General features: G+C 73.6%; 19 protein-coding genes. 1 reads left to right on the top strand and 18 read right to left on the bottom strand.

Annotation, left to right across the window (positions count from 1 at the left end; translation table 11 throughout):
* Window positions 1-44 precede the first annotated feature (44 nt).
* From hypE to ABD330_RS30650, 18 genes are all read right to left on the bottom strand, one after another.
* Window positions 45-1,127, bottom strand: a complete 1,083-nt coding sequence (gene hypE / locus ABD330_RS30730; RefSeq protein ID WP_425555706.1) for a hydrogenase expression/formation protein HypE — start codon at window positions 1,125-1,127, stop codon at window positions 45-47.
* Between the two features lie 49 nt (window positions 1,128-1,176).
* A complete protein-coding gene (gene hypD / locus ABD330_RS30725) occupies window positions 1,177-2,301 on the bottom strand; it encodes a hydrogenase formation protein HypD (protein WP_344469581.1) in 1,125 nt (374 codons plus the stop codon).
* Entirely contained in the window at window positions 2,298-2,624 is a 327-nt protein-coding gene (locus ABD330_RS30720; RefSeq protein ID WP_344469580.1) for a HypC/HybG/HupF family hydrogenase formation chaperone, read from the bottom strand. The genes hypD and ABD330_RS30720 overlap by 4 nt, the downstream gene beginning before the upstream one ends.
* 54 nt (window positions 2,625-2,678) lie before the next feature.
* Window positions 2,679-5,057 (bottom strand): carbamoyltransferase HypF, encoded by a 2,379-nt coding sequence (gene hypF / locus ABD330_RS30715; RefSeq protein ID WP_344469579.1) that lies wholly within the window; start codon window positions 5,055-5,057, stop codon window positions 2,679-2,681.
* Window positions 5,054-5,806 (bottom strand): hydrogenase nickel incorporation protein HypB, encoded by a 753-nt coding sequence (gene hypB / locus ABD330_RS30710; protein WP_344469578.1) that lies wholly within the window; start codon window positions 5,804-5,806, stop codon window positions 5,054-5,056. The genes hypF and hypB overlap by 4 nt, the downstream gene beginning before the upstream one ends.
* Window positions 5,807-5,809: 3 nt before the next feature.
* Entirely contained in the window at window positions 5,810-6,235 is a 426-nt protein-coding gene (locus ABD330_RS30705; protein WP_344469577.1) for a hydrogenase maturation nickel metallochaperone HypA/HybF, read from the bottom strand.
* A 130-nt stretch (window positions 6,236-6,365) separates the two neighbouring features.
* Window positions 6,366-6,470: a DUF6893 family small protein gene (locus ABD330_RS32595; protein ID WP_425555703.1), complete on the bottom strand. Its 105-nt coding sequence runs from the start codon at window positions 6,468-6,470 to the stop codon at window positions 6,366-6,368.
* Window positions 6,464-7,021 carry a hydrogenase maturation protease gene (locus ABD330_RS30700; RefSeq protein WP_344469576.1) on the bottom strand — a complete coding sequence of 186 codons (558 nt, stop codon included), beginning with the start codon at window positions 7,019-7,021 and terminating at the stop codon, window positions 6,464-6,466. Before ABD330_RS30700 ends, ABD330_RS32595 begins: the two co-directional genes overlap by 7 nt.
* Window positions 7,018-8,439 carry a hypothetical protein gene (locus tag ABD330_RS30695; RefSeq protein ID WP_344469575.1) on the bottom strand — a complete coding sequence of 474 codons (1,422 nt, stop codon included), beginning with the start codon at window positions 8,437-8,439 and terminating at the stop codon, window positions 7,018-7,020. The genes ABD330_RS30700 and ABD330_RS30695 overlap by 4 nt, the downstream gene beginning before the upstream one ends.
* A complete protein-coding gene (locus ABD330_RS30690) occupies window positions 8,436-9,113 on the bottom strand; it encodes a DUF6084 family protein (RefSeq protein ID WP_344469574.1) in 678 nt (225 codons plus the stop codon). The genes ABD330_RS30695 and ABD330_RS30690 overlap by 4 nt, the downstream gene beginning before the upstream one ends.
* On the bottom strand, window positions 9,110-9,778 hold the full coding sequence (locus tag ABD330_RS30685; protein WP_344469573.1) for a DUF5947 family protein: 669 nt from the start codon (window positions 9,776-9,778) through the stop codon (window positions 9,110-9,112). The genes ABD330_RS30690 and ABD330_RS30685 overlap by 4 nt, the downstream gene beginning before the upstream one ends.
* Window positions 9,775-10,308, bottom strand: a complete 534-nt coding sequence (locus tag ABD330_RS30680; protein ID WP_344469572.1) for a hypothetical protein — start codon at window positions 10,306-10,308, stop codon at window positions 9,775-9,777. Before ABD330_RS30680 ends, ABD330_RS30685 begins: the two co-directional genes overlap by 4 nt.
* Window positions 10,305-12,092 (bottom strand): nickel-dependent hydrogenase large subunit, encoded by a 1,788-nt coding sequence (locus ABD330_RS30675; protein ID WP_344469571.1) that lies wholly within the window; start codon window positions 12,090-12,092, stop codon window positions 10,305-10,307. The genes ABD330_RS30680 and ABD330_RS30675 overlap by 4 nt, the downstream gene beginning before the upstream one ends.
* A gap of 59 nt (window positions 12,093-12,151) precedes the next feature.
* On the bottom strand, window positions 12,152-13,240 hold the full coding sequence (locus ABD330_RS30670; RefSeq protein ID WP_344469570.1) for an NADH-quinone oxidoreductase subunit B family protein: 1,089 nt from the start codon (window positions 13,238-13,240) through the stop codon (window positions 12,152-12,154).
* 42 nt (window positions 13,241-13,282) lie between these two features.
* Entirely contained in the window at window positions 13,283-15,010 is a 1,728-nt protein-coding gene (locus ABD330_RS30665) for an enoyl-CoA hydratase-related protein (RefSeq protein ID WP_344469569.1), read from the bottom strand.
* Window positions 15,011-15,177: 167 nt separating this feature from the next.
* Window positions 15,178-15,894, bottom strand: a complete 717-nt coding sequence (locus ABD330_RS30660; protein ID WP_344469568.1) for a CDGSH iron-sulfur domain-containing protein — start codon at window positions 15,892-15,894, stop codon at window positions 15,178-15,180.
* Window positions 15,895-16,076: 182 nt separating this feature from the next.
* Window positions 16,077-17,450, bottom strand: coding sequence for an FAD-dependent oxidoreductase (locus tag ABD330_RS30655; protein WP_344469567.1), 1,374 nt, complete (start codon window positions 17,448-17,450; stop codon window positions 16,077-16,079).
* A 233-nt stretch (window positions 17,451-17,683) separates the two neighbouring features.
* Complete coding sequence (locus tag ABD330_RS30650; RefSeq protein WP_344469582.1) at window positions 17,684-19,081, bottom strand: APC family permease; 1,398 nt, start codon at window positions 19,079-19,081, stop codon at window positions 17,684-17,686.
* Between the two features lie 353 nt (window positions 19,082-19,434).
* On the opposite strand from ABD330_RS30650, the gene ABD330_RS30645 reads away from it, so the two are divergent.
* On the top strand, window positions 19,435-20,718 hold the full coding sequence (locus ABD330_RS30645) for an ROK family transcriptional regulator (protein WP_344469566.1): 1,284 nt from the start codon (window positions 19,435-19,437) through the stop codon (window positions 20,716-20,718).
* Window positions 20,719-20,876 lie beyond the last annotated feature (158 nt).

Here is a 20,876-nt window from a genome sequence, read left to right as displayed (position 1 = left end):
GGTGCGGCGCCGCACCGACCGCCTCACGCCCCTCGCGGGGCTTCTCAGCAGATCCGTGGCAGCTGTTCGCCGATCGGCAGGTCGACCACCCGGGTGCCGCCGAGGCCGGTGCGGGCCACCACCATGCCGGGGTGCTCACTGACGGCCTCGCCGATCACGCAGGCCTCCGCGCCCAGCGGGTGGGACCGCATCGCGGCCAGCACCGCCTCGGCGTGCTCGCGCGGGACGAAGGCGACCAGTTTGCCCTCGTTGGCGACGTACATCGGGTCGAGCCCGAGGATGGCGCAGGCGTTGGCGACCGCGGGCGGGACGGGGATGCTCCGCTCCTGGAGGACGACGCCGGTGCCGGAGGCCGCCGCGATCTCGTTCAGCGCGGCGGCCAGGCCGCCCCGGGTGGGGTCGCGCAGCACGTGCAGGTCCGGGGTGACGGCGAGCATGGTGTCGACCAGGCCGCCCAGCGCGGCGCAGTCGCTCTCGATCCCGGTGCCGAACTCCAGGCCCTCCCGGACGCTCATGATCGCCACACCGTGCACGCCGATCGGGCCGCTGACGATCACCACGTCGCCGGGCACCACCCGCTGCGGACGCAGGTCCACACCCGCCGGGATCAAGCCGATTCCGGCGGTGTTGATGTAGATGCCGTCGCCGTGCCCGGCCTCGACCACCTTGGTGTCGCCGGTCGCCACCTCCACACCGGCCGTCCGGGCGGCCGCGCCGAGCGCCTCGGCGACCCGGGCGAGCACCGCCATCTCGACGCCCTCCTCCAGGATGAACCCGCAGGACAGGTAGGCCGCTCGCGCACCGCTCATCGCGAGGTCGTTGACCGTCCCGTTGACGGCGAGGTCGCCGATGCTGCCGCCGGGGAAGAACAGCGGGCGCACCACGAACGAGTCGGTGGAGAAGGCGAGCCGGGCACCGCCGAGCGACACCGTGGCGGCGTCGCCGAGTTGGGCGAGCACCTCGCCGCCGAACGCCGGGGCGAAGATGTGCTGGACGAGTTCGGCGGACAGCGCGCCGCCCCCGCCGTGGCCCATCACCACCCGCGGCTGGTCGCGCAGCGGCGCCGGGCAGCTCCACGCCAGGATGTCGGGGGCCGCCAGGATGCCGGGGGCCGGGGTCGCCGCCAGGTCGCGGGGCGCCGGGTGGGTGCCGCCGGCCCGGAAGGTGTCGGTGATCTCAGGCAACGGGGCTCGCCTCCAGGCGCGCGGGGGCGACGTCGAGCCGCCGGTACAGGTAGTAGGCGGCACACGCGCCCTCGCTGGAGACCATGGTGGCGCCGAGCGGGTTGCGCGGTGTGCAGGTGGTGCCGAACGCCTCGCACTCGTTCGGCTTCAGCAGGCCCTGGAGCACTTCGCCGCTGCGGCAGTCGGCGGGCTCCACCGTGTTGATGCCGGTCACCGAGAAGCGGTGTTCCGCGTCGAACTCCCGGTAGCGGGCGGACAACCGCCACCCGCTGCCCGGGATGACGCCGATCCCGCGCCAGGCCCGGTCGGTCACCTCGAAGACGTCCGCCAGCATCGCGCGCGCGGCCGGGTTGCCCTCCGGGCGGACGGCGCGCGGGTAGGCGTTCTCCACGGTGTGCTCACCGCGCTCCAGCTGGCGGACCGTCCGCCGGACGCCCTCCAGGATGTCCAACGGCTCGAATCCGGTGACGACGATGGGGACTCGGTACCGTTCGGCGAGCTCCGGGTACTCCTCGACGCCCATCACGCTGCACACGTGCCCGGCCGCCAGGAAGGCCTGCACCCGGCAGCTGGGCGACTGCATGATCGCCTCGATCGCCGGGGGGACCCGGACGTGCGAGACCAGCAGGCTGAAGTTGCGGATGCCGAGCCGGCGCGCCTGGTACACCGTCATGGCGTTCGGCGGCGCGGTGGTCTCGAAGCCGATCCCGAAGAAGACCACCTCCTTCTCCGGGTTCTGCTGGGCGATCCGCAGCGCGTCCAGCGGCGAGTACACGACCCGGACGTCCCCGCCTTCGCTGCGCACCCGGAACAGGTCCCGGCCGGTGCCGGGGACGCGCAGCATGTCGCCGAAGGAGCAGAACACCACCCCCGGGCGGGAGGCGATCTCCAGCGCCTTGTCGATCACCTCCAGCGGGGTGACGCAGACCGGGCACCCCGGACCGTGGATCAACTCAAGCTGATCGGGCAGGAGTTGGTCGATGCCGTGCCGGATGATGCTGTGCGTCTGGCCGCCGCACACCTCCATCAGGGCCCACGGCCTGGTCACCGTGGCGTGGATCTCGTCGAGCAGCCGCCGGGCCAGCTCGGGGTCCTGAAACTCGTCGAGGTACTTCACAGCCGCTCCTCACGCACTGCCGCCGCCGGCTCCTCGTCGGCCCACGGGTAGCCGTTCGCCGCGGCGGCCTGCTCCCACGGGTCGCCGAACTCCTCCTGCAGGGCTCCGATGCCGGCGAACAGTTCGAGCGTCCGCCGGGCCGACTCCTCGTCCAGCCGTTGCAGGGCGAACCCCACGTGGACGACGGCGTACTCGCCGACCTGGAGGTCCGGCAGGTACTCCAGGCACACCTCCTTGACCACGCCGCCGAAGTCGACGGTGGCCATCCGGGTGCCGTCCCGTTCCTCGATCTCCAGCACTCTGCCGGGTACCGCCAGGCACATGGGGTTCTCCTCGCTGTGGGGGCTGTGGGGTGGGGTCCGTCGGGCCGGCCCGGGTCAGCGGCTCCGGTCGGGCCTTGCCGCGACCATGAGTTGGCCGAGCGCCAGGCCCCCGTCGTTCGGGGGCACCCGGTGGTGGCGCAGCACGGTGAAGCCGTCCTGCCGCAGCCCGGCGGCGCAGTCCGCCGAGAGCAGCGCGTTGGCGAACACTCCGCCGGTCAGCGCGACGGCGTCCAGCCCGTACCGCTCGCGGGCCAGCCGGCAGCTGCGGCGGACGAGTCCGGCGACCGCGATGTGGAACCGGGCCGCGACCTGGCCGGGCCCGGCGCCGTCCCGCAGGTCGGCGACGGCGGCGGCCAGGACCGGCCCGGGGTCGGCCACCAGCTCGGCCCCGCCCGCGCCGCCGGGCCGCAGCGCGAAGGCATACCCGGGCCCGTCCTGCGGGCCGGCGGCGAGCGCCGCCGCCTCCAGCTCGATCGCGGCCTGGGCCTCGTAGCCGGCCTGCTGGCAGACCCCCGCCAGCGAGGAGACCGCGTCGAACAGCCGCCCCATCGAGGAGGTCGGCACGCAGTTCAGGCCGCGCTCCAACTGCTGCTCCAGCAGCCGGAGTTCGTCCGGCGGGCAGGCCGCCGTGCAGGGCAGCCCGGGCGGCCACCCGAGGCCCGCTGCGCGCAGGTGGGCCAGTGCCATCCGGTACGGGCGCCGGACGGCGGCGTCGCCTCCCGGCAGCGGGACGTACCCCAACTGCCCGAAGCGGTGGTAGCCGTCGTAGTCGGCGAGCAGGATCTCGCCGCCCCAGACCGCGCCGTCGTCGCCGTAGCCGGTGCCGTCGAAGGCGACCCCGATCACCCGCCGGGTGCCGTCCAGCCCGTGCTCGGCCAGCGCGGACGCGATGTGCGCGTGGTGGTGCTGCACCCGCGTCAACACTCGTTCCCCAGCGGCGCGTTCGGCCCACCGGCCGGAGCGGTAGCCGGGGTGGCGGTCCGCGGCCAGCAGCCCGGGGCGGACGCCGGTGACCGACTCCAGCTGCGCCTCGGCCCGTTCGAAGGCCTGCTGGGTGGCCAGGTCGTCCATGTCGCCGATGTGGGCGGACAGCCAGGCGTGGCTGCCTTCGCCGAGGCAGAAGGTGTTCTTCAGGTCTCCCCCGACGGCGAGCGCGGCCCGGACGGGCACCGGCAGCGTGAGGGGCAGCGGGGCGTAGCCGCGCGAGCGGCGCAGCGTCAGCGGGTCGCCGTCACAGATCCGCACCACCGAGTCGTCGCACGGCACGTGGATGGGCCGGTCGTGGGTGAGCCAGGCGTCGGCGAGGTGCGCCAGCCGGTCGAGTGCCTCGGCGTCGTCGGTGACGATCGGTTCGCCGGACAGGTTCCCGCTGGTCATGACGAGCAGCCGGGGCCCGGGCGGGTCGCCGGGCAGTCCGAGCAGCAGGTGGTGCAGGGGGGTGTACGGCAGCATGAAGCCGAGATCGGGGCTGCCCGGGGCGACGGCCTCGCCCAGTTCACCGGGCCTGCGCCGGAGCAGGACGATCGGCCGGACCAGGCCGGCGAGCAACGTCCGCTCTTGCGGGCCGAGTTCGGCCAGTGGCTCGATGTCGGTGAAGTCCCGGGCCATCAGGGCGAAGGGCTTGGCGCCCCGGTTCTTGCGCCGGCGCAGCAGGGCGACGGCGGCCGGGTCGGCCGCGTCGCAGGCGAGGTGGTAGCCGCCGAGTCCCTTGACGGCGAGGACCGCACCGGAGCCGAGCAGGCGGCGGGCCTCGGCGACCGGGTCCCCGGCGGCCGCAAGCTCGGCGGCCGCGTCGCCGGCCGGCGTCCCGGAGCCGGGCCGGACGAGCCGCAGGCGCGGTCCGCACGCGTGGCAGGCGACCGGTTGGGCGTGGAAGCGGCGGTCGGCGGGGTCGGTGTACTCCCGCGCGCAGTCGGGGCACATCGGGAAGCGCGCCATCGTCGTGTGGTCCCGGTCGTAGGGCAGGCCGGTGACGATGGTGAAGCGCGGTCCGCAGTTGGTGCAGGTGATGAACGGGTGCCGGTACCGGCGGTCGGCCGGGTCGGCGAGTTCGGCCAGGCAGTCGGCGCAGGTGGCGACGTCCGGGGAGACCAGGGTGCGGGCCGGGCCGCCGCCGCTGGAGGCCAGGATGGCGAAGCCGGCGCCGCCCGCGACGGCGAGCGGGTGGTGCTCGACGGACTCCACCACGGCGAGCGGCGGCGCGTCGGCGCCGATCCGGTCGCAGAACAGCAGCACCGCCCCGGCCGCGCCCTCGACCTCGGCGATGACGCCCTCGGCCGTGTTGGTCACGTGTCCCGCGAGTCCGAGGCCGGTGGCCAGCGTGTAGACGAACGGGCGGAAGCCGACTCCCTGGACGACCCCGCGGACGGTCACCCGGCGCCGCTCCACCGGGTCGGCGACGGCGAGGGCCGTCGCGGGCCGGGGGCCGGTCACGAGTGCTGGTGGGCCAGGCCGTGCGGCTCGGCGTGGCCGCCGTCGTGGTGATGGTGGTGGTGCTGCTGGGCCATCACGGGCGAGTGGACGGGCGCGCCGTCCGCGACGGCCAGCGCCCGGTCGAGCAGGGCGCCGACGCCCGCTCCCGTCCGGGCCGAGGTCAGCACGACCTCCACGCCGGGGTTCACCTGCTCGACGTGGGCACGGAAGGCCGCCTCGTCGAACTCGACGGCCTGCGCGATGTCGGTCTTGGTGACCAGCACCAGGTTGGCCAGGCCGAACGCCGTGGGGTACTTGAGCGGCTTGTCCTCCCCCTCGGTGACCGAGGCGAGCGCGACCCGCAGCGATTCGCCGAGGTCGTAGGAGGCCGGGCAGACCAGGTTGCCGACGTTCTCCACGAACAGCAGCCGGGTGGCGTCGGGCAGCCAGCCGTCCAGGTGGCCGCTCAGCATCCCGGCTTCGAGGTGGCAGAGCCCGTCGGTGAGCACCTGCTTGACCGGGACGCCCGAACGGGCCAGCCGGACGGCGTCGTTCTCGGTGGCGAGGTCGGCGGTCAGCGCGGCGACCGGCACCGCGCGGCGGCGGGCGAGCAGCAGCTCCTGCTCCAGCAGCGCGGTCTTCCCGCTGCCCGGGCTGGACAGCAGGTTGACCACGGCGGTTCCACGGGCGGCGAGTTCGGCGCGCAGCTGGTGTGCGCAGACGTCGTTCTTGGCGAGTACCGCCTGCTGCAGGTCGACCACACGACACATGGTTCAGCGCTCCTCGTGGATCCGTTCGCGGGGGGATGCGGCGGCGGGTGCGGCGGCGGCAGGGGCGGCGGCGCCACCGGGGCCGTCCTCCCACCGCACGCTGACGATCTGCAGCTCGCGGCCGCTGAGCAGTTCGGCGGTCGCCGTGCCGCAGCCGGGGCAGCACAGGTCGGGCGGCATGCCGACGGCCCACTCACCGGCACACGGCGCGCACCGGGCCCGGGCCGGCACCGGGTCGGTGACCAGCTCGGCGCCCTCCAACACCGTCCCGGCGCAGGCGAGTTCGAAGCAGAAGGCGAGCGAGTCGGGGACCACCCCGGCGAGTTCGCCCACCTGGAGCCGGACGGACCGCACGGCGGTCGCGCCGGCGGCCAGCGCCGCCTCCTCCACCTGGCCGATGACGGCCAGCGCGATCGACATCTCGTGCATCGGTCTCTTCCTGCCGGGCGGGCCGCTGGGCCCATTACAGAGCGGTGCGCGGGTGGCGGCGTACTGCCACGCCGCCACACCGCGCAGGGGGTCGCTCGTTCGGCGCAGCACCGGTACGGCTGCGCCCGGGTCACATGCAGCGCATCCGCAGGTAGCGCCTGATGTCGGGCAGTACCTGCACCAGCAGGGCGCCGAGCGCCGCGAAGACGCCCAGGGCAAAGATCTTCTTCAGCATGGGGACGTGTTCCTCTCGTCGGTCAGGAGCAGGGCTCGGCCCGGCTCCTCGGGCGGTGCCCCGTCCTGGTCGAGCAGACCCAGGACGAGCCGGACGGCCTCCGGCACAGCGTCGGCGACCGGGCCGCTGAGCCCGATCCCCTCCTCCACCGAGGCGGGTTCGCAGCCGACCACCACCGTGCGCCGGGGCGGGGTGCCGCCGGTGCCGGCGCACAGGGTGCCCAGCAGTGCGAGGACCGCGTCGGGGGACATCCGGTGGCCGTCGAGCAGGGCCGCCTCCGGCTCGATGCCGCCGGGCTCGGCCTCGTCGATCAGGTACAGGGTGCCGGGTGCGCCGCCCCGGGCGGTGGCATCGATCAGTACGAACGTGTCGTAGCCGTACAGGAGTTGGTAGGCGAGATGGACTCCCCTGACTCCGATGTCCACCGTCTCGACGTGCGCGGGCAGCGGCTCGGCGGCGAGCCGGCGCACCGTCTCGACGCCGAAGCCGTCGTCGCCGAGGAAGATGTTGCCGACCCCGGCGACCAGGGTCCGGCGGCCGCCGGTGTTCACTCGTCCTCCAGGGGGGTCACTTCGTCGGGCTGGAAGTACAGGAACCGGCCCTGCTCCCGGCGGATGTCGGCGCCCGGGTCGCCCTCGACGGTGACCGCGAGGTGCACCCCGCCGTCGACGTCGTGCAGCACCGCCTCGACCAGGGCGCTCCGGCCGTGCAGGAAGAGGTCCTGGGCGTCGGTGCGCCGCGCGCCGGGCCACAGCCGCACCCGGCTGCCCGCACCGACCGAGCGGCCGTCGACCACGACGCGGTCCCGGGCGGGGTCGAAGGCGCTGTCGCCCGCCGGGTCCCACCAGGGCTGCTCGGGGCTCATCAGGTCGGCGTCGGGGCCGGCCGCCGGCTCGGTGAGCTCCCGCAGCGAACGGACGGCGCCGTGCAGGCGCTCCAGCACCTCGGGGGGCATGCTGTCGGCCAGGTCGATCACCGCCGCCGCGCGTGCGTCGGTGCCGCGGGCCTCGCGCTTCTCCTGGTCGGTGAGGGCGGCGGTGCGCAGCGCGAGGATCTCGTCGATCTCCAGCGCGTCGTAGAGCGCGCCGGGGCTCTCGGGCGCGATGGCGGGGTGGTCCTCCAGGATGATCGGCGCGGAGAGCACCACGTCCGGGCGCCCGTCCGCGCCCGCCAGCACGGGCCAGGTGTGCAGGTTCTCGCAGGCCGCGGCCGCGGCCTTGGCCCACTCGGGCGGGTCGGCCATCGAGAGGAACGAGCCGGCGCTCAGGCCCAGCATCAGGTGGGCCGAGACCAGTGAGCGCGGCAGCGCCGCCTCGCGGTCGGAGTCCGGCTGCCGCGGCTGCCAGTCGGCGGTGTTCTCCACCACGGCGGTGAGCCGCTGGACGGCGTACGGGCCGGGGAGTTCGGCGGCGGTCAGCCGGACCACCCCGTGCAGTTCCTCACGGCGGCGCAGCAGCCGTCCGACCAACTGCCCGGCCTCGTCGTACACCGCCTCGGTCTCCTCGTGCACCGGCCGGGTGAACGGGAACGCCCTTCCCTCACCGGCCAGTTCGGCGATGGGCACGCAGAGCTGGACCCGCTCCTCGACCCCTTCGTCCCACGGGGTGAGCACCCGGTCGGCGAGTTCCAGCTCCGGGACGGTCTCGTACCCGCCCTCCGGCCGGGCGCGTTGGACCACCCGGCGCTGGGCGTGCAGGAAGCGCAGTTCCACCAGGAGCGCCGCGCCGCGCCGGGGCTCCATCAGGCATTCGGTGCGCTGGAAGGCGTGTTCGCCGCAGTCGGCGCCCCAGGCGGGCGGTACGAGCACGCCGAACTGCCAGCGCAGCCGGTTCTTGGCCGCCGAGGCCCGGTAGGGGTAGAGCACGTAGCCCTCGAAGAGGACCGCGTCGGCGACCTGCCGGGCGGCGGCGAACCGGGTCTCGATCTCGGGCGTGCCGGCGGTCGCGGTGGACGTGGTGGACGTCGTCACGGGGCCGTCCTCTCGGGGGTGAGCAGGGTGGCGTGGGAGACCGCGGGGGGCTGCGCCGCGTCGAGCAGTTCCCGGACGGTCGCCTCCCAGGAGGGCAGCGCGCGGCGGGAGCGGAAGGCAAGCAGCGCGTCCATGGTGTCGCGGGGCAGCCGCAGCCACCCGCAGCCGGGGAAGTGCTGCTCGACCATCTCGCGCCAGACCGCCACCGGCAGCCGGAAGGAGGCCTCGCGGTCCCAGGGCACCGGTTCGACCTGGAACCCGCCGGGGCCGGTGAAGGCGGTGCCGGAGAACAGCATCAGCAGCGGCGCCTCGCCCTCGGCGAGGGCGTCGAAGTAGCGGGTCGGCGCGACCTCCAGGTCGTAGGTGCACGGCACCGGCAGGTCGATCTCGGTCTCCCCGGTGAAGCCGGGGACCACCAATGAGACCTGGGCGAACTGGATCGGCAGCAGGGTGCTGCCCCAGCGCGCGCGCTCGCCGAAGAGGTCGCCCAGGCAGGCGGCCTCGGCGGGCCGGTAGCCCCGCTTGGCCGGTTCGATCCGGAGCTGGCAGCGCAGCGCGATCGCGTGCACCCGGGTGCCGGGTGTGGCGGTGATCCGCAGCCGGAAGACCAGGGTCGGCCCGGCGGCGTAGCGGTCGGCGCTGACGCCGGTGCAGGCGAAGGAGAACTCGGTCACGGCCGCTCGTCCTCCCGGGGCGCCCGGGCCCGCCGGGCGACGTGCGCGAAGAACTGCTCCAGGTCGGCCCGCGCCTCGGCCCCGCCGTCGAATCCCTGCCAGCGCAGGCGCATCCGGCCGACCAGTTCGTAGCAGAGGTCGATCGGGACGAGGTAGCACTCGTAGCGTCCCTCCGTCCGGCGCAGCAGCAGCGCCTCCACGTCGGGTTCGAGCAGTCCGGCGAGCCGGGTGTTGCCGAGGACGGCCTGCCAGGTGGCCGGGTCGAGTTCGCTCTCGGTGGCGCCGGCCGGGCTCGGGTAGAGCGCGACCAGGCGGTCGAGGGCGGCGTTGCGGAAGAAGAAGGCGACGCCGACCGGGATCTGGAGCATCTCCCAGGCGCTGTCGTCCAGTCCGTGCTCCGGATCGGCGAAGTACCGTGCCGGTACGGTCCGGAACCGTCCGCCGGCCGCCCCCGGGCGCTCGAACAGCAGCGCACACGGGGTGCAGGCACAGGCGAGCGAGCGCTTCTCGGTGTCCACCAGGTGCCGGTGGCCGGCCTCCGCCACCTGGGCGCCGCAGAGTTCGCAGCGCTCGGGCTGCGGCGGCGCGGGGGCGGTGAACCGCCGCAGCCCGGTCGGCCCGGGGGCCGGTCCGGTCCGCGGCGGCCACGCCTGACGGGTGCTCATGCGGCGCCCACCGGGGCCGGGCGGGGTGAGATCTGGAGCAGTGTCGGCTCCTTGGCCGCGGCCTCCAGCTCCACCGAGCTGACCTCGGTGGCGAAGCAGGACAGCGCGTCCTCGACGGCCTGGCGGGCCGTCGCGTTGGTGCTCGGGCAGCCGCAGCCGCCCGCGTCGGCGGAGCGCACCCGCAACGCGCCGGTGTCGGGGTCGAAGGCGACCAGCTCGACCGGGCGGCCGGGCAGGCTCTCCAGCGCGCGGGTGATCCGCACGGCGGTCGGCTCGGGGTGCAGGTCGTGCAGGACGAGCATCCCGGAGACCAGCTCGTCCCGGAGCAGCCGCTCCAGCGCGGCCGGCGGCACCTGCCCGAGCAGTGTGGTGATCCGGGCCAGCCCGGCGCCGTAGAAGTCCATCAGGACCCGGACGAGTTCCTCGGCCGCCTCGCACGCCTCCTGGTTCCCGGAGGCGGCGAGCCGGTCCAGCACCTCCTCGACGCGCCGCCCGGCCTGTTCGGCGCCGGGTCCCGCTGCCGCGCTCATCCGCCCATCCCGCTCAGGCCGGTGGGGACGTGCATCTGCTTCACGGTCCGGCCCTCGCCGGTGTACATGTGCACGCCGCAGGGCAGGCAGGGGTCGAAGCTGCGGACGGCCCGCATGATGTCGATGCCCTTGAAGTTCTCCGGGGTGTTCTCCTCGAAGATCGGGGTGTTCTGCACCGCGTCCTCGTACGGGCCCGGAGTCCCGTACGTGTCACGGGTGCTGGCGTTCCAGGGAGTCGGCGGGTAGGGGTGGTAGTTGGCGATCTTGCCGTCCCGGATCACCATGTGGTGCGAGAGCACGCCGCGCACCGCCTCGGTGAAGCCGACCCCGAGGCCCTCGTCCGGCACCTCGAACTTCTCCCAGGTCTGGGTGCGTCCGGCCCGGACCTCGGCGAGCGCCTTGTCGGCGAAGTGCAGTGCCACGGCGGCCGCGTAGGCCTGGAAGTAGGTGCGGGCGCGGTTGCGCTCCAGCGCGTTGCTCCACTGCGGGATCTTCCACTCGAAGGTGGTCTCCGGCTTGGTCATGGTCTTCGGCAGGTTGATCACCACGCTGTGGCCGGTGGCCTTGACGTAGCCGATGTCGACCAGGCCGGAGAGCGCGGTGGACCAGAGCCGGGCGATCGGGCCGCCGCCGGTGTCCAGCGCCAGGTAGTCCTTGCCGTCGAACCAGCGCGGGGACATCACCCAGCTGTACTTGTCGTCGAAGTTGCGCTTCTGCGGGGCCGGGATGGTGTGCTGGTTCCACGGGTGGCGCGGGTCGACGGGGTTGCCGAGCGGGTCGTGGGTGACGAACTGCTCCTTGCCCTCCCAGTCCTGGTAGTAGGAGCTGCCGAGCAGGATCCGGATGCCCAGGTTGATCTCCGTCAGGTCGTTGGTGACCAGCTTGCCGTCGACCACGACGCCCGGGGTGACGAACATCCGCCGTCCCCAGTCGGTCATGTTGCGGTAGGTGAAGTCGCAGTACTCGGGGTCGTTGAGCGCTCCCCAGCAGCCGAGCAGGACCCGGCGGCGGCCGACCTCCTCGTAGCCGGGGAGCGCCTCGTAGAAGAAGTCGAACAGGTCGTCGTGCAGCGGGACGACCCGCTTCATGAACTCCACGTACCGCATCAGCCGGCTGAGGTAGTCCGTGAGGAGCTGGACGGAGGCGACGGTGCCGACGCCGCCCGGGTAGAGGGTGGAGGGGTGCACGTGGCGCCCCTCCATGAGACAGAACATCTCCCGTGTGTAGCGCGAGACTTGGAGGGCCTCGCGGTAGAACTCGCCCTCGATCGGGTTGAGCGAGCGCATGATGTCGGCGATCGTCTTGTAGCCGTGCTCGCCGGCGTGCGGCGCGGGGGTGCGTTCGGCCTTCTCCAGGACGCCCGGGTTGGTCTCGCGGACCATCCGCTCGCAGTAGTCGACCCCGACCAGGTTCTCCTGGAAGATGTTGTGGTCGAACATGTACTCGGCCGACTCGCCCAGGTTGATGATCCACTCGCCGAGGTGCGGCGGCTTCACCCCGTAGGCCATGTTCTGCGCGTACACCGAGCAGGTGGCGTGGTTGTCACCGCAGATGCCGCAGATCCGGCTGGTGATGAAGTGGGCGTCCCGGGGGTCCTTGCCGCGCATGAAGACGCTGTAGCCCCGGAAGACCGACGAGGTGCTGTAGCACTCGGCGACCTTCTTCTGCTTGAAGTCGATCTTCGTGTGGATGCCCAGACTGCCCACGATCCGGGTGATCGGATCCCAGGACATCTCCACCAGGCCGCTGCCGTCGCCGGCCGCCTTCCTCGTCGGTGTTGCCATCGTGTCTGCCGTGCCCTTCTTCGTACGGAGGTCGGGTGCTGGTTGCGAGCGGGGTCAGGTCACCACGGGGGCCGGTAGCCGGTGGTGAGCTTGTCCCCCTTGTGGCGCCACTTGGGCTCCTTGTCCACGGTGGCGGCGGTGACCGCCCGCAGCTTGCGGATCAGCGAGCCGTACACGGCGCTGGCGGTGCTGGACACCTTGCCGCCGGGGGGCTCGTCCATGAACGGCATGAACTTGTCCGGGAAGCCGGGCATGGTGCAGGCGATGCAGATGCCGCCGACGTTCGGACAGCCGCCGACGCCGTTGATCCAGCCGCGCTTGGGCACGTTGCACTTCACCACCGGCCCCCAACAGCCCAGCTTCACCAGGCACTTGGGCGAGTCGTAGGTGGTGGCGAACTGGCCCTGCTCGTAGTAGCCGGCCCGGTCGCAGCCCTCGTGCACGGTGGCCCCGAACAGCCACTTGGGGCGCAGCTGTTCGTCCAGCGGGATCATCGGCGCGGCGCCGGTGGCCTGGTACAGCAGGTAGACCAGCGTCTCGGAGAAGTTGTCCGGCTGGATCGGACAGCCCGGCACGCAGACGATCGGGATGCCCGCCTTGGACTTCCAGTCCCAGCCCAGGTAGTCGGGCACGCCCATCGCGCCGGTCGGGTTGCCCGCCATCGCGTGGATACCGCCGTAGGCGGCGCAGGTGCCGATCGCGACCACCGCCAGCGCCTTGGGCGCGAGCCGGTCGATCCACTCGCTGGTGGTGATCGGCTGGCCGGTCTCGGGGTCGTCACCGAAACCGCACCAGTAACCCTCGTCCTTGATGGCCTCGTTGGGGATCGAACCCTCGATCACCAGGACGAACGGGTCGATCTCCCCGCGCTCGCCCTTGAAGAACCACTCGATGAAGTTGTCGGCGCCCTGGACGGGGCCGCACTCGAAGTCGATCAGCGGCCAGTGCACGGCGATCTTCGGCAGACCGGGCAGCACGCTGAGCGCGATCTCCTCGATGCTCGGCTGCGTGGCGGCGGTCAGCGAGACCGAGTCGCCGTCGCAGCTGAGCCCGGCGTTGATCCAGAGGATGTGGATCGGGGACTCTTCCTCGGCAGCGGGTGCGGTGGCGTCCGAGGGGCCGGCGGTGACCGGCGGTGTTGTGTTCATGGGGATTCCTCCTCAGGGAGGTCTGTGACGAGAACCCGCACGTCAGCCACCAGCTTCCGGGGCCGCCCGGTCCGCTGCGACATCGAGCGGGGCCAATCCGGTGACGGCCGGGCGCAGCCGGTCCTTGCGGACGAACGCGCGGCGCAGCGCGTGGTACGGAGCGTCGGGGTCGAAGAAGGTCCGACGCATCCGGGCCAGCTCCCGCTCACGGTAGGCGGAGAGCGGTTCGGCCGCCTCCTCGCGCTCCCGGTCCGCCTTCTTCCGGGCGATCCGGGACTGGGTGCCGGGCAGCGCCGCCAGCCGCGCGGCCAGCCGGGCGGTCTCGGCCGGGAACTCCTGCGGGGCGCAGCCCACCAGCCGGTCGACCAGCCCGATCCGCTGCGCCGCCGCCGCGCTGACGGGCAGTGCCTGCCCGGTGAGCCGCTCGGCGGCCGCCGCGCCGACCCGCCGGGGCAGCGTGTACGTCCAGTACTCCGAGCCGTACAGGCCCATCAGCCGGTAGTGCGGGTTGAGCACCGCGCCCTCCCGGCACCAGACCTCGTCCGCGGCCAGCGCCAGCATCGCGCCGCCGGCCGCGGCGTTGCCGCCCAGCGCGGCGACCACCAGCCGGTCGGTGGTGGTCAGGACGGCGGCCACCAGGTCGTCCATCGCGTTGATGTTGGCCCAGGACTCCTCGGCCGGGTCGGCGGCGGCCTCGATCACGCCGAGGTGGATGCCGTTGGAGAAGAAGTCCCGGCCGCCGCCCAGCACCAGCACGGCGGTGGGACGCGCGCACGCCTGCCGGTAGGCGGCGAGCAGCCGCGCGCAGTGCGCGGTGCTCATCGCCCCGCCGGGGAAGGAGAAGGAGAGGAAGCCGACCGGCCCCTCCTCGCGGTAGCCGATGTCCCGCCAGCCTCGGCCGGGGGCGTCCGGCGGCACGGGCAGCTCCGGCAGCTCGGGCAGCCGCCCGGCCAGGGCGAGCACGGCGGGCAGCTTGACCTGGCCGGGTTCGCCCGGACGGCGCCGACGGCGCAGCTCGGGCAGCCAGACCGCGCCGTCGGCGGTGGCCCGGCAGACCGCGCCCGCCCTGGTCGCCAGCAACTCCCCGGCCCGGCCGCGCAGTTCGGGCTCGGGGTGGCCGCCGTGCAGGAACCACTCGTCGCCGAGGAGTTCGTCCAGCACGCCGGGCTGCGAGTCGGCGGCGCGCAGCTTGCGCAGGACGGTGTCCGTCCGGTCCGCCGACCAGTCGATCCGGCGCAGCGACTGGTCGAAGTACGGCCGGGCCCGGACCGGGCCGCGCTGCGGCTGCGGGGTGTACGTCCCGCCGGCGAAGCGTTCGACGGCGGTCAGGACGGCGGCGAGCGCGGCGTCCGAGACCTCGCCCCGGTAGAGGTCGCTCTTGCCGACCGGCGGCACGGGGCACGGGGCCGAGGCCCAGACGTCGCCGCCGTCCAGTTCGGCGGCGGCCTGCAGGACGGTGACGCCCCAGCGGTCCTCGCCCTGGTGGACCGCCCAGTCCAGCGAGGACGGCCCCCGGTCGCCGACCGGCCCGGGATGGACGATCAGGACCGGCCGGGCCGCCCAGACGTCCCGGGGGACGGCCGTCCGCAGCATCGGGGCCAGCACCAAGTCGGGCCGGTCCCGGCGGAGCGCCTCGCGCAGGGCGGCGTCGCGTTCGGCCTCGTCGCCGAGGGCGAGGCAGCAGGTGACGGTGTGTCCGTGGTCGGCGAGTTCGGCCCGGACGCGCTGGGTCAGGCTGTTGAAGGCGCTGGCGAGCAGCAGGATGTGCACGGAGTCCTCCGGAGGTCGTCGGCCTCGACCGTGCCGCGGGGCCGCCGGGCCCGGGCCCGGGCGGGGCGTGGCGGGTCGGGCAACGCGGGTCGGGCGGACCGGGGCAGGGCGGAGCAGCACGGGCCGGGCCGGGGCAGTTCGGGCCGGGCCGGCCCGGACGCGCTGGGTCAGGCGGTGGCGGCCGGCCCGTCGCGGAAGTCGACCCGGATGTGGGAGCCGTCGCAGAGCGGCTTGTTGCGCGAGTGCCCGCAGCGGCAGAGCGCCACCCGGTTGCGGGTGGGCAGTTCGGTGCCGTTGGGGAGGGTGACCGGGACGGAGCCGGTCACCCAGAGCGGCCCGTCGGTGACCGCGGCGATCTCCACCGGAAGGTCAGGTTCGTTGTCCGGCTGGTCCGGGCCGAGCCGGTAGGTGAGCCGTCCGGAGGGGCAGTGCTCGACCATCGACATCACCAGGCCGCGCACCACCGGGTTCTCGGTGCTCGGGACGAGGTCCCAGACGGTGGTGGCCCGGTTCTCGCAGAACCCGGCGCCGATGCAGAGCCGCTGGTAGTCGCGGACCTCGAATCCGCTGCCGCCCAGGCTGCGCGCGTTCTCGTCGTACGGGCCCTCGGGTTCGGCCTCCCCCGAGCCGTCGAAGCCGAGCCGCTGGTGGCTCCCGTCGCAGTACGGCTTGGTGGCCGACTGCCCGCAGCGGCACAGGTTCACCGGGTCGCCCGGGTCGCGGGCGGGCAGCGGCTGCGGCGAGGACCAGGCGAGCGACTCGCCCTCGGCCGAGCTGACCACCGCCTTCCGGGTGACGGCGACCGGTCCGCTGACCCGGTAGGGGCCGTCGGCGGTGACCGTCACCCGGGGCTCGGTGGCGTTGGCAGGATTGTGATCGTCCACGGGCGGTCCGTTCCGGGCACAGGGGGCGGGGCAGGGTCGGCGGAGGCCGGCCGGCCGTCAGCCGCCCGGACCGGTACCGGCCTCGCCCGATCTTCGACCGCCCGCCCCCGGGGACCGTCCAGCCGCACCCGTACCGCCCACCCGCTCCACCCGGATGGCCCCGCCCCGGGGGGCCCGTACCGCTAGGACGGCCCCTGGCCGACCAGGGTGGCCACCTTGCGGGCGGCGACCAGGACCGGGTCCCAGACCGGGGAGAACGGCGGGGCGTAGGCGAGGTCCAGCGAGATCAGCTGGCCGACCGTCAGCCCGCAGGACAGCGCGACGGCCGCGACGTCGATCCGCTTGGCCGAGCCCGCGCCGCCGACGATCTGCACCCCGAGCAGCCGGCCGGTGCCCTGCTCGGCGAGCATCTTGACGGTCATCGTGGTGGCGCCCGGGTAGTACCCCGCCTGCGCGGTGGACTCGATCACCGCGGCCGTCCAGCGCAGCCCGGCGGCGGCCGCCTCGCGCTCGTTCAGGCCGGTGCGGGCGATCTCCAGGTCGCAGACCTTGGTGACGGCGGTGCCGACCACGCCGGGGAAGGACGCCCGCCCGCCGCCGATGTTGGTGCCGATCACCAGGCCGTGCTTGTTGGCGTGCGTGCCCAGCGCGACGTGCTGGTACGCCCCCGAGACCAGGTTGAGCACCTCGACGCAGTCGCCGCCCGCCCAGACGCCGTCGGTGCCGGCCACCCGCATGGTCTCGTCGGTGAGCAGCCCGCCGTGCGCGCCCAGCGTCAGACCGGCGGCGCGGGCCAGTGCGGTGCGGGGGCGGACGCCGAGGCCGAGCACCACCACGTCCGCCGGGTGCTCACCGACCGTGCTGCGGACGGCCCGTGGCCGTCCGTCCGGGCCGAGCAGCACCTCGACCGCCTCGGCGCCGGTCACCACCTCGATGCCGAGCTTGTCCATGCCGAGCCGGACGAGCCGGCCCAGGTCGGGGTCGAGGGTGGGCATCGGCTCCGCCGGGCGGTGGACCAGGGTGACGTGCAGGCCGCGCAGCAGCATCGCCTCGGCCAGCTCGACGCCGATGTACCCGCCGCCGACCACGACGGCGCTGCGGACGTCCTCGTGCAGGGTGTCGATCAGTGCGGCGCCCTCGTCCAGGGTGTGCACACCGTGCACCCCGGGTGCGTCGAATCCCGGGTGTGCGGGACGGACGGGCTCGGCGCCGGTCGCGATGACCAGCTGGTCGTAGCCGGTCCACTGCTCCTTGCCGGTCTCCAGCTCGCGGGTGAGCACCCGCCGTCCGGCGTGGTCCAGTTCGATGACCTCGGTGCGCAGCCGCAGGTCGATCCCGTTCGCGCGGTGCTGCTCGGGGGTGCGGGCGATCAGCGCGTCCTGTTCGGCGACCTCGCCGCCGACCCAGTACGGGATGCCGCAGGCCGAGTAGGAGGTGAACGAGCCGCGTTCGAAGGCGGTGATCCGGAGGTCGTCGAGGCCGCGCCGTCTGCGCGCCTGGGCGGCCGCCGACATCCCGGCGGCGTCTCCGCCGATGACCACCAGATGCTCCGTCATGCCCGACCGCCTTCCGTCGCGCGGACCCGGCGGGCCCACTGGGCTCCCATCATTGCGGTCCGGCCGGGTCCCGACGTGATCTTTTGTTAGTAAGGATAGTTTACAAACTCTCTCCGTCATGTCCGGGCGCTTCCGCCCCGGCGGCCAGGGGCGGAAGGCCGCCCGAGCCCGCGCGAGCCCACCCAGGCCCGCCCGAGCCCGCCCGGGCCGACCCGCGCCGACCCGGCCCCCGGTCAGGCCGGCACCGGCTCCTCGGCCTCCGGCACCAGGTACTCCTCCCGGATGTCCTTCGGGCCGAACGGCCAGGTCCGCTCCGTCCGCGCCCACAGCAGGAAGGCCGCACAGCCCGCCGCGACCCAGGCGAGCGACCATTCGATCGGGTGGTAGCCCGGCGAGTTCTTGTCCGCGTAGCCGTAGATGACCAGCCAGCCGACCGCCGCGACGACGCTCGGCAGCGGGTAGAGCCACATCCGGTACGGCCGGGCCAACGCGGCCTGCCGGCGGCGCAGCACCGTCACGGCGACGATCTGGGCGAGCGCCTGGACGATCACCATGACGGTGGTGAGCAGGTCGATCAGGATCGTCAGCGGCGGGTGCGCGGCGCTGTTGCCCACGTGCCGGCTCAGGTAGAAGCCGGCCGCCGTGACGGCGCCCATGGTGAGCAGCCCGTACACCGGGAAGCCGTGCTTCCGGTGCAGCCTGCCGTAGGCCTTGAAGAACACCCCGTCGCGGGCCGCGTCGTAGGGCACCCGGGAGCCGCCGAGCAGGCCGGTGAGGACCGAGGCCAGCGCGGTGACCAGGATCAGCACGGTCACCACGTCGGCGGCGCCCCTGCCCCAGGTCCGCTCCAGCACCGCCGAGGCGACGGACTGCGAGGCGACGGACTTCGGGTCCAGCATCTCCTTCCAGTCGACCACGCCGAGCACGCCGACCTGGAGCAGCAGGTAGATGCCCATGATGCCGACGATCGAGTAGATGATCGCGCGCGGCATCACCCGCCCCGGGTTCTTCACCTCCGCGCCGAGGTAGGCGGCGGTGTTGTAGCCGAGGTAGTCGTAGATGCCGATGGTCAGTCCGGCCGCGAACCCGATCCAGAACTGGCCGTGCGTCAGCTGGATCGCGTGGTCGGGCCAGGTGAAGGCGCGGTCCGCGCTGAAGTGCGTGTAGGAGGCCAGGATGACCGCGCCGACCGAGACGATCATCACGGCCCACATCACCGTGGTGATCCTGGCGATGCTCTCCACCCGGCGCCAGAGCAGCAGGACCACCAGGGCGACGAGCGCCAGCCCGACCAGGTCGCCCTGGCCACCCGTCATGCCCGGCCAGAGGTAGCCGAGGTACTGGACGAAGCCGACCACGCCGGTGGACATGATCAGCGGGATGAACAGCATCGCCGTCCAGACGAAGAGGAACGGCATGAGCCGCCCGCTGCGGTACTGGAAGGCCTCGCGCAGATAGAGGTAGCTGCCGCCCGAACCGGGTAGCGAGGCCCCGAGTTCGGCCCAGACCAGGCCGTCGACGAGGGCGAGCACGGCACCGGCTATCCAGCCGATCACGGCCTGGGGGCCGCCGAAGGCGGCCACCATCAGGGGGATGGTGACGAACGGGCCGATGCCGCACATCTGGCTCATGTTGATGGCGGTGGCCTGGAAGAGACCGAGGCGGCGGGTGAAACCGGGAGACAAGAGGTACCTCCGGTCGTGGGGGAAGGCGGCGATGGCGCCAGGGCCTGTCGTGCCTGCGAGATCAGCCGAGCGTGATTAAGTTAAAGAGCTTTACTTATGGCGTCAAGGGGTAGGGGACGGACGCGCTCGTGACGATGTGGTGACGGTGCATAAGAGCGACCGGCAATTGGGGGGCGCCGCGACGCCGCCCCCCAATTGCCGGTCGCTCTAAAGTGACCGGAGCACAGAAATGATCAGCCGTACGACCGGCGGACGCCGTACGTACACCCCGACGACAGCGCGAAGGCGCGGAGGCGACCATGAGCTCCCACCCGGCCACCGGACCCGGCGAGGGCCCCGTACCGGCACGGGAGCCGGTCCCGGCGCTCGACCCGGCCCTGGACGCCGCCCCCGACCCCGCCCTGGACCAGCCCTGGAACCGCCAACGGCTGCGCAGCAACAACGAGTGGCTGCTGCTGGAGCGGCTGCGCACCACCGGCCCGGCCTCCCGGGCCCAACTCGCCCGGGACAGCGGGCTCTCCAAGCCCACCGTCTCCGCCGCCCTCGCCTCGCTGGAGCAGGCCGGCCTGGCCCGCGAGGCCGGCCTGCTCGCGCCCGAGCGCGGCCGGACCGCCGTCCTGTACGAGCCCGACCCGACGGCCGGCCACGTCCTCGGCATCGACATCGGCCGGGACTGGCTGCGGGTGGCCGTCGCCGACCTGGTCGGCGGGATCACCGCCCGCCGGGACGTCCCGAACCGGGGCCGGACGGCCGACGCCGTCGCCGACGCGGTGGTCGCCGCGGCCCACGCCGCGATCGGCGAGGCGGGGCTGCGGCCCGACCAGGTGGTGCACGCCGCGATCGGCACACCGGGTGTCTGGGACGAGTCGCAGCAGCGCGTCCGGTACGCGTCGAACCTGCCCGGCTGGGGGCGGCGCGGGCTCTTCGACCGCATCCGGGCCGGGCTGGACACCGCGATCAGCGTGCACAACGACGCCAACCTGGCCGCGCTCGGCGAGTACGCGCGCGGCTCGGGCATCGGCAGCAGCGTCTTCGTCTACCTGCTGATCGGCACCGGCCTGGGCATGGGCGTGGTCTCCGACGGCAAGCTGCGCCAGGGCGCGCACGGCACGGCGGGCGAGATCGGCTTCCTCCCGCTGCCGGCCGGCCCCGGCACCGCCCCCGGCGCCCCCCGCACGCTGGAGTCGGCCGCCTCCGCCGAATCCGTGCTGCGGACCGCCCGGGAACTGGGCCTGCGCTGCGTCGGCACGGCCAAGGAGGTCTTCGACTCGGCCCGCGCCGGCGACCCGCTCGCGCTCGCCGCCGTGCAACACGAGGCCGAGCAACTCGCCTACGCGGTAGCCGTGGTGGCCTGCGTGCTGGACCCCGACGTGGTGGTGCTCGGCGGCGGCATCGGCAGCAGCGCGGACCTGCTGCTCGGCCGGGTCGAGCGGGCGCTGCACGACCTGACCCCGCTCCGCCCCCGCCTGGCGCCGAGCCTGCTCGGCGAGGACGCGGTGCTGATCGGCGCGCTCTCGACCGCCCTGCGGACCGCCCGCCCCGAGGTCTTCCACCGCCGCTCGGCCGGGGCCGGCCGGTCCTGACACCTTCGGTCCTGACGCGGTCGGCCCTGACGCAGGGCTTCGGCGTAGTCACAGGACGTCCGGTTCATGACGATCTGCCGGGTTGAGGTGTCCCTCGGAGCGGGACAGGCACGGCTTCCAAGATCATGGAGTTCTCGACGCCCCGTGATCTGCCTGGA

Source organism: Kitasatospora kazusensis, from assembly GCF_039529945.1.
In the GTDB taxonomy this organism is placed as follows: domain Bacteria; phylum Actinomycetota; class Actinomycetes; order Streptomycetales; family Streptomycetaceae; genus Kitasatospora; species Kitasatospora kazusensis.
Note: the sequence above shows the minus strand (reverse complement) of the source record. Positions and strands in the feature narration are given on the sequence as shown.

What these genes read in the sequence shown, in the direction of transcription:
- ABD330_RS30675 (WP_344469571.1), bottom strand. Translation starts at nt 12,092, where the DNA reads ATGGCAACACCGACGAGGAAGGCGGCCGGCGACGGCAGCGGCCTGGTG.
- ABD330_RS30655 (WP_344469567.1), bottom strand. Translation starts at nt 17,450, where the DNA reads ATGACGGAGCATCTGGTGGTCATCGGCGGAGACGCCGCCGGGATGTCG.
- ABD330_RS30685 (WP_344469573.1), bottom strand. Translation starts at nt 9,778, where the DNA reads ATGAGCACCCGTCAGGCGTGGCCGCCGCGGACCGGACCGGCCCCCGGG.
- ABD330_RS30720 (WP_344469580.1), bottom strand. Translation starts at nt 2,624, where the DNA reads ATGTGCCTGGCGGTACCCGGCAGAGTGCTGGAGATCGAGGAACGGGAC.
- ABD330_RS30705 (WP_344469577.1), bottom strand. Translation starts at nt 6,235, where the DNA reads ATGCACGAGATGTCGATCGCGCTGGCCGTCATCGGCCAGGTGGAGGAG.
- ABD330_RS30680 (WP_344469572.1), bottom strand. Translation starts at nt 10,308, where the DNA reads ATGAGCGCGGCAGCGGGACCCGGCGCCGAACAGGCCGGGCGGCGCGTC.
- ABD330_RS30645 (WP_344469566.1), top strand. Translation starts at nt 19,435, where the DNA reads ATGAGCTCCCACCCGGCCACCGGACCCGGCGAGGGCCCCGTACCGGCA.
- ABD330_RS30650 (WP_344469582.1), bottom strand. Translation starts at nt 19,081, where the DNA reads ATGAGCCAGATGTGCGGCATCGGCCCGTTCGTCACCATCCCCCTGATG.
- hypB (WP_344469578.1), bottom strand. Translation starts at nt 5,806, where the DNA reads ATGTGTCGTGTGGTCGACCTGCAGCAGGCGGTACTCGCCAAGAACGAC.
- ABD330_RS32595 (WP_425555703.1), bottom strand. Translation starts at nt 6,470, where the DNA reads ATGCTGAAGAAGATCTTTGCCCTGGGCGTCTTCGCGGCGCTCGGCGCC.
- ABD330_RS30670 (WP_344469570.1), bottom strand. Translation starts at nt 13,240, where the DNA reads ATGAACACAACACCGCCGGTCACCGCCGGCCCCTCGGACGCCACCGCA.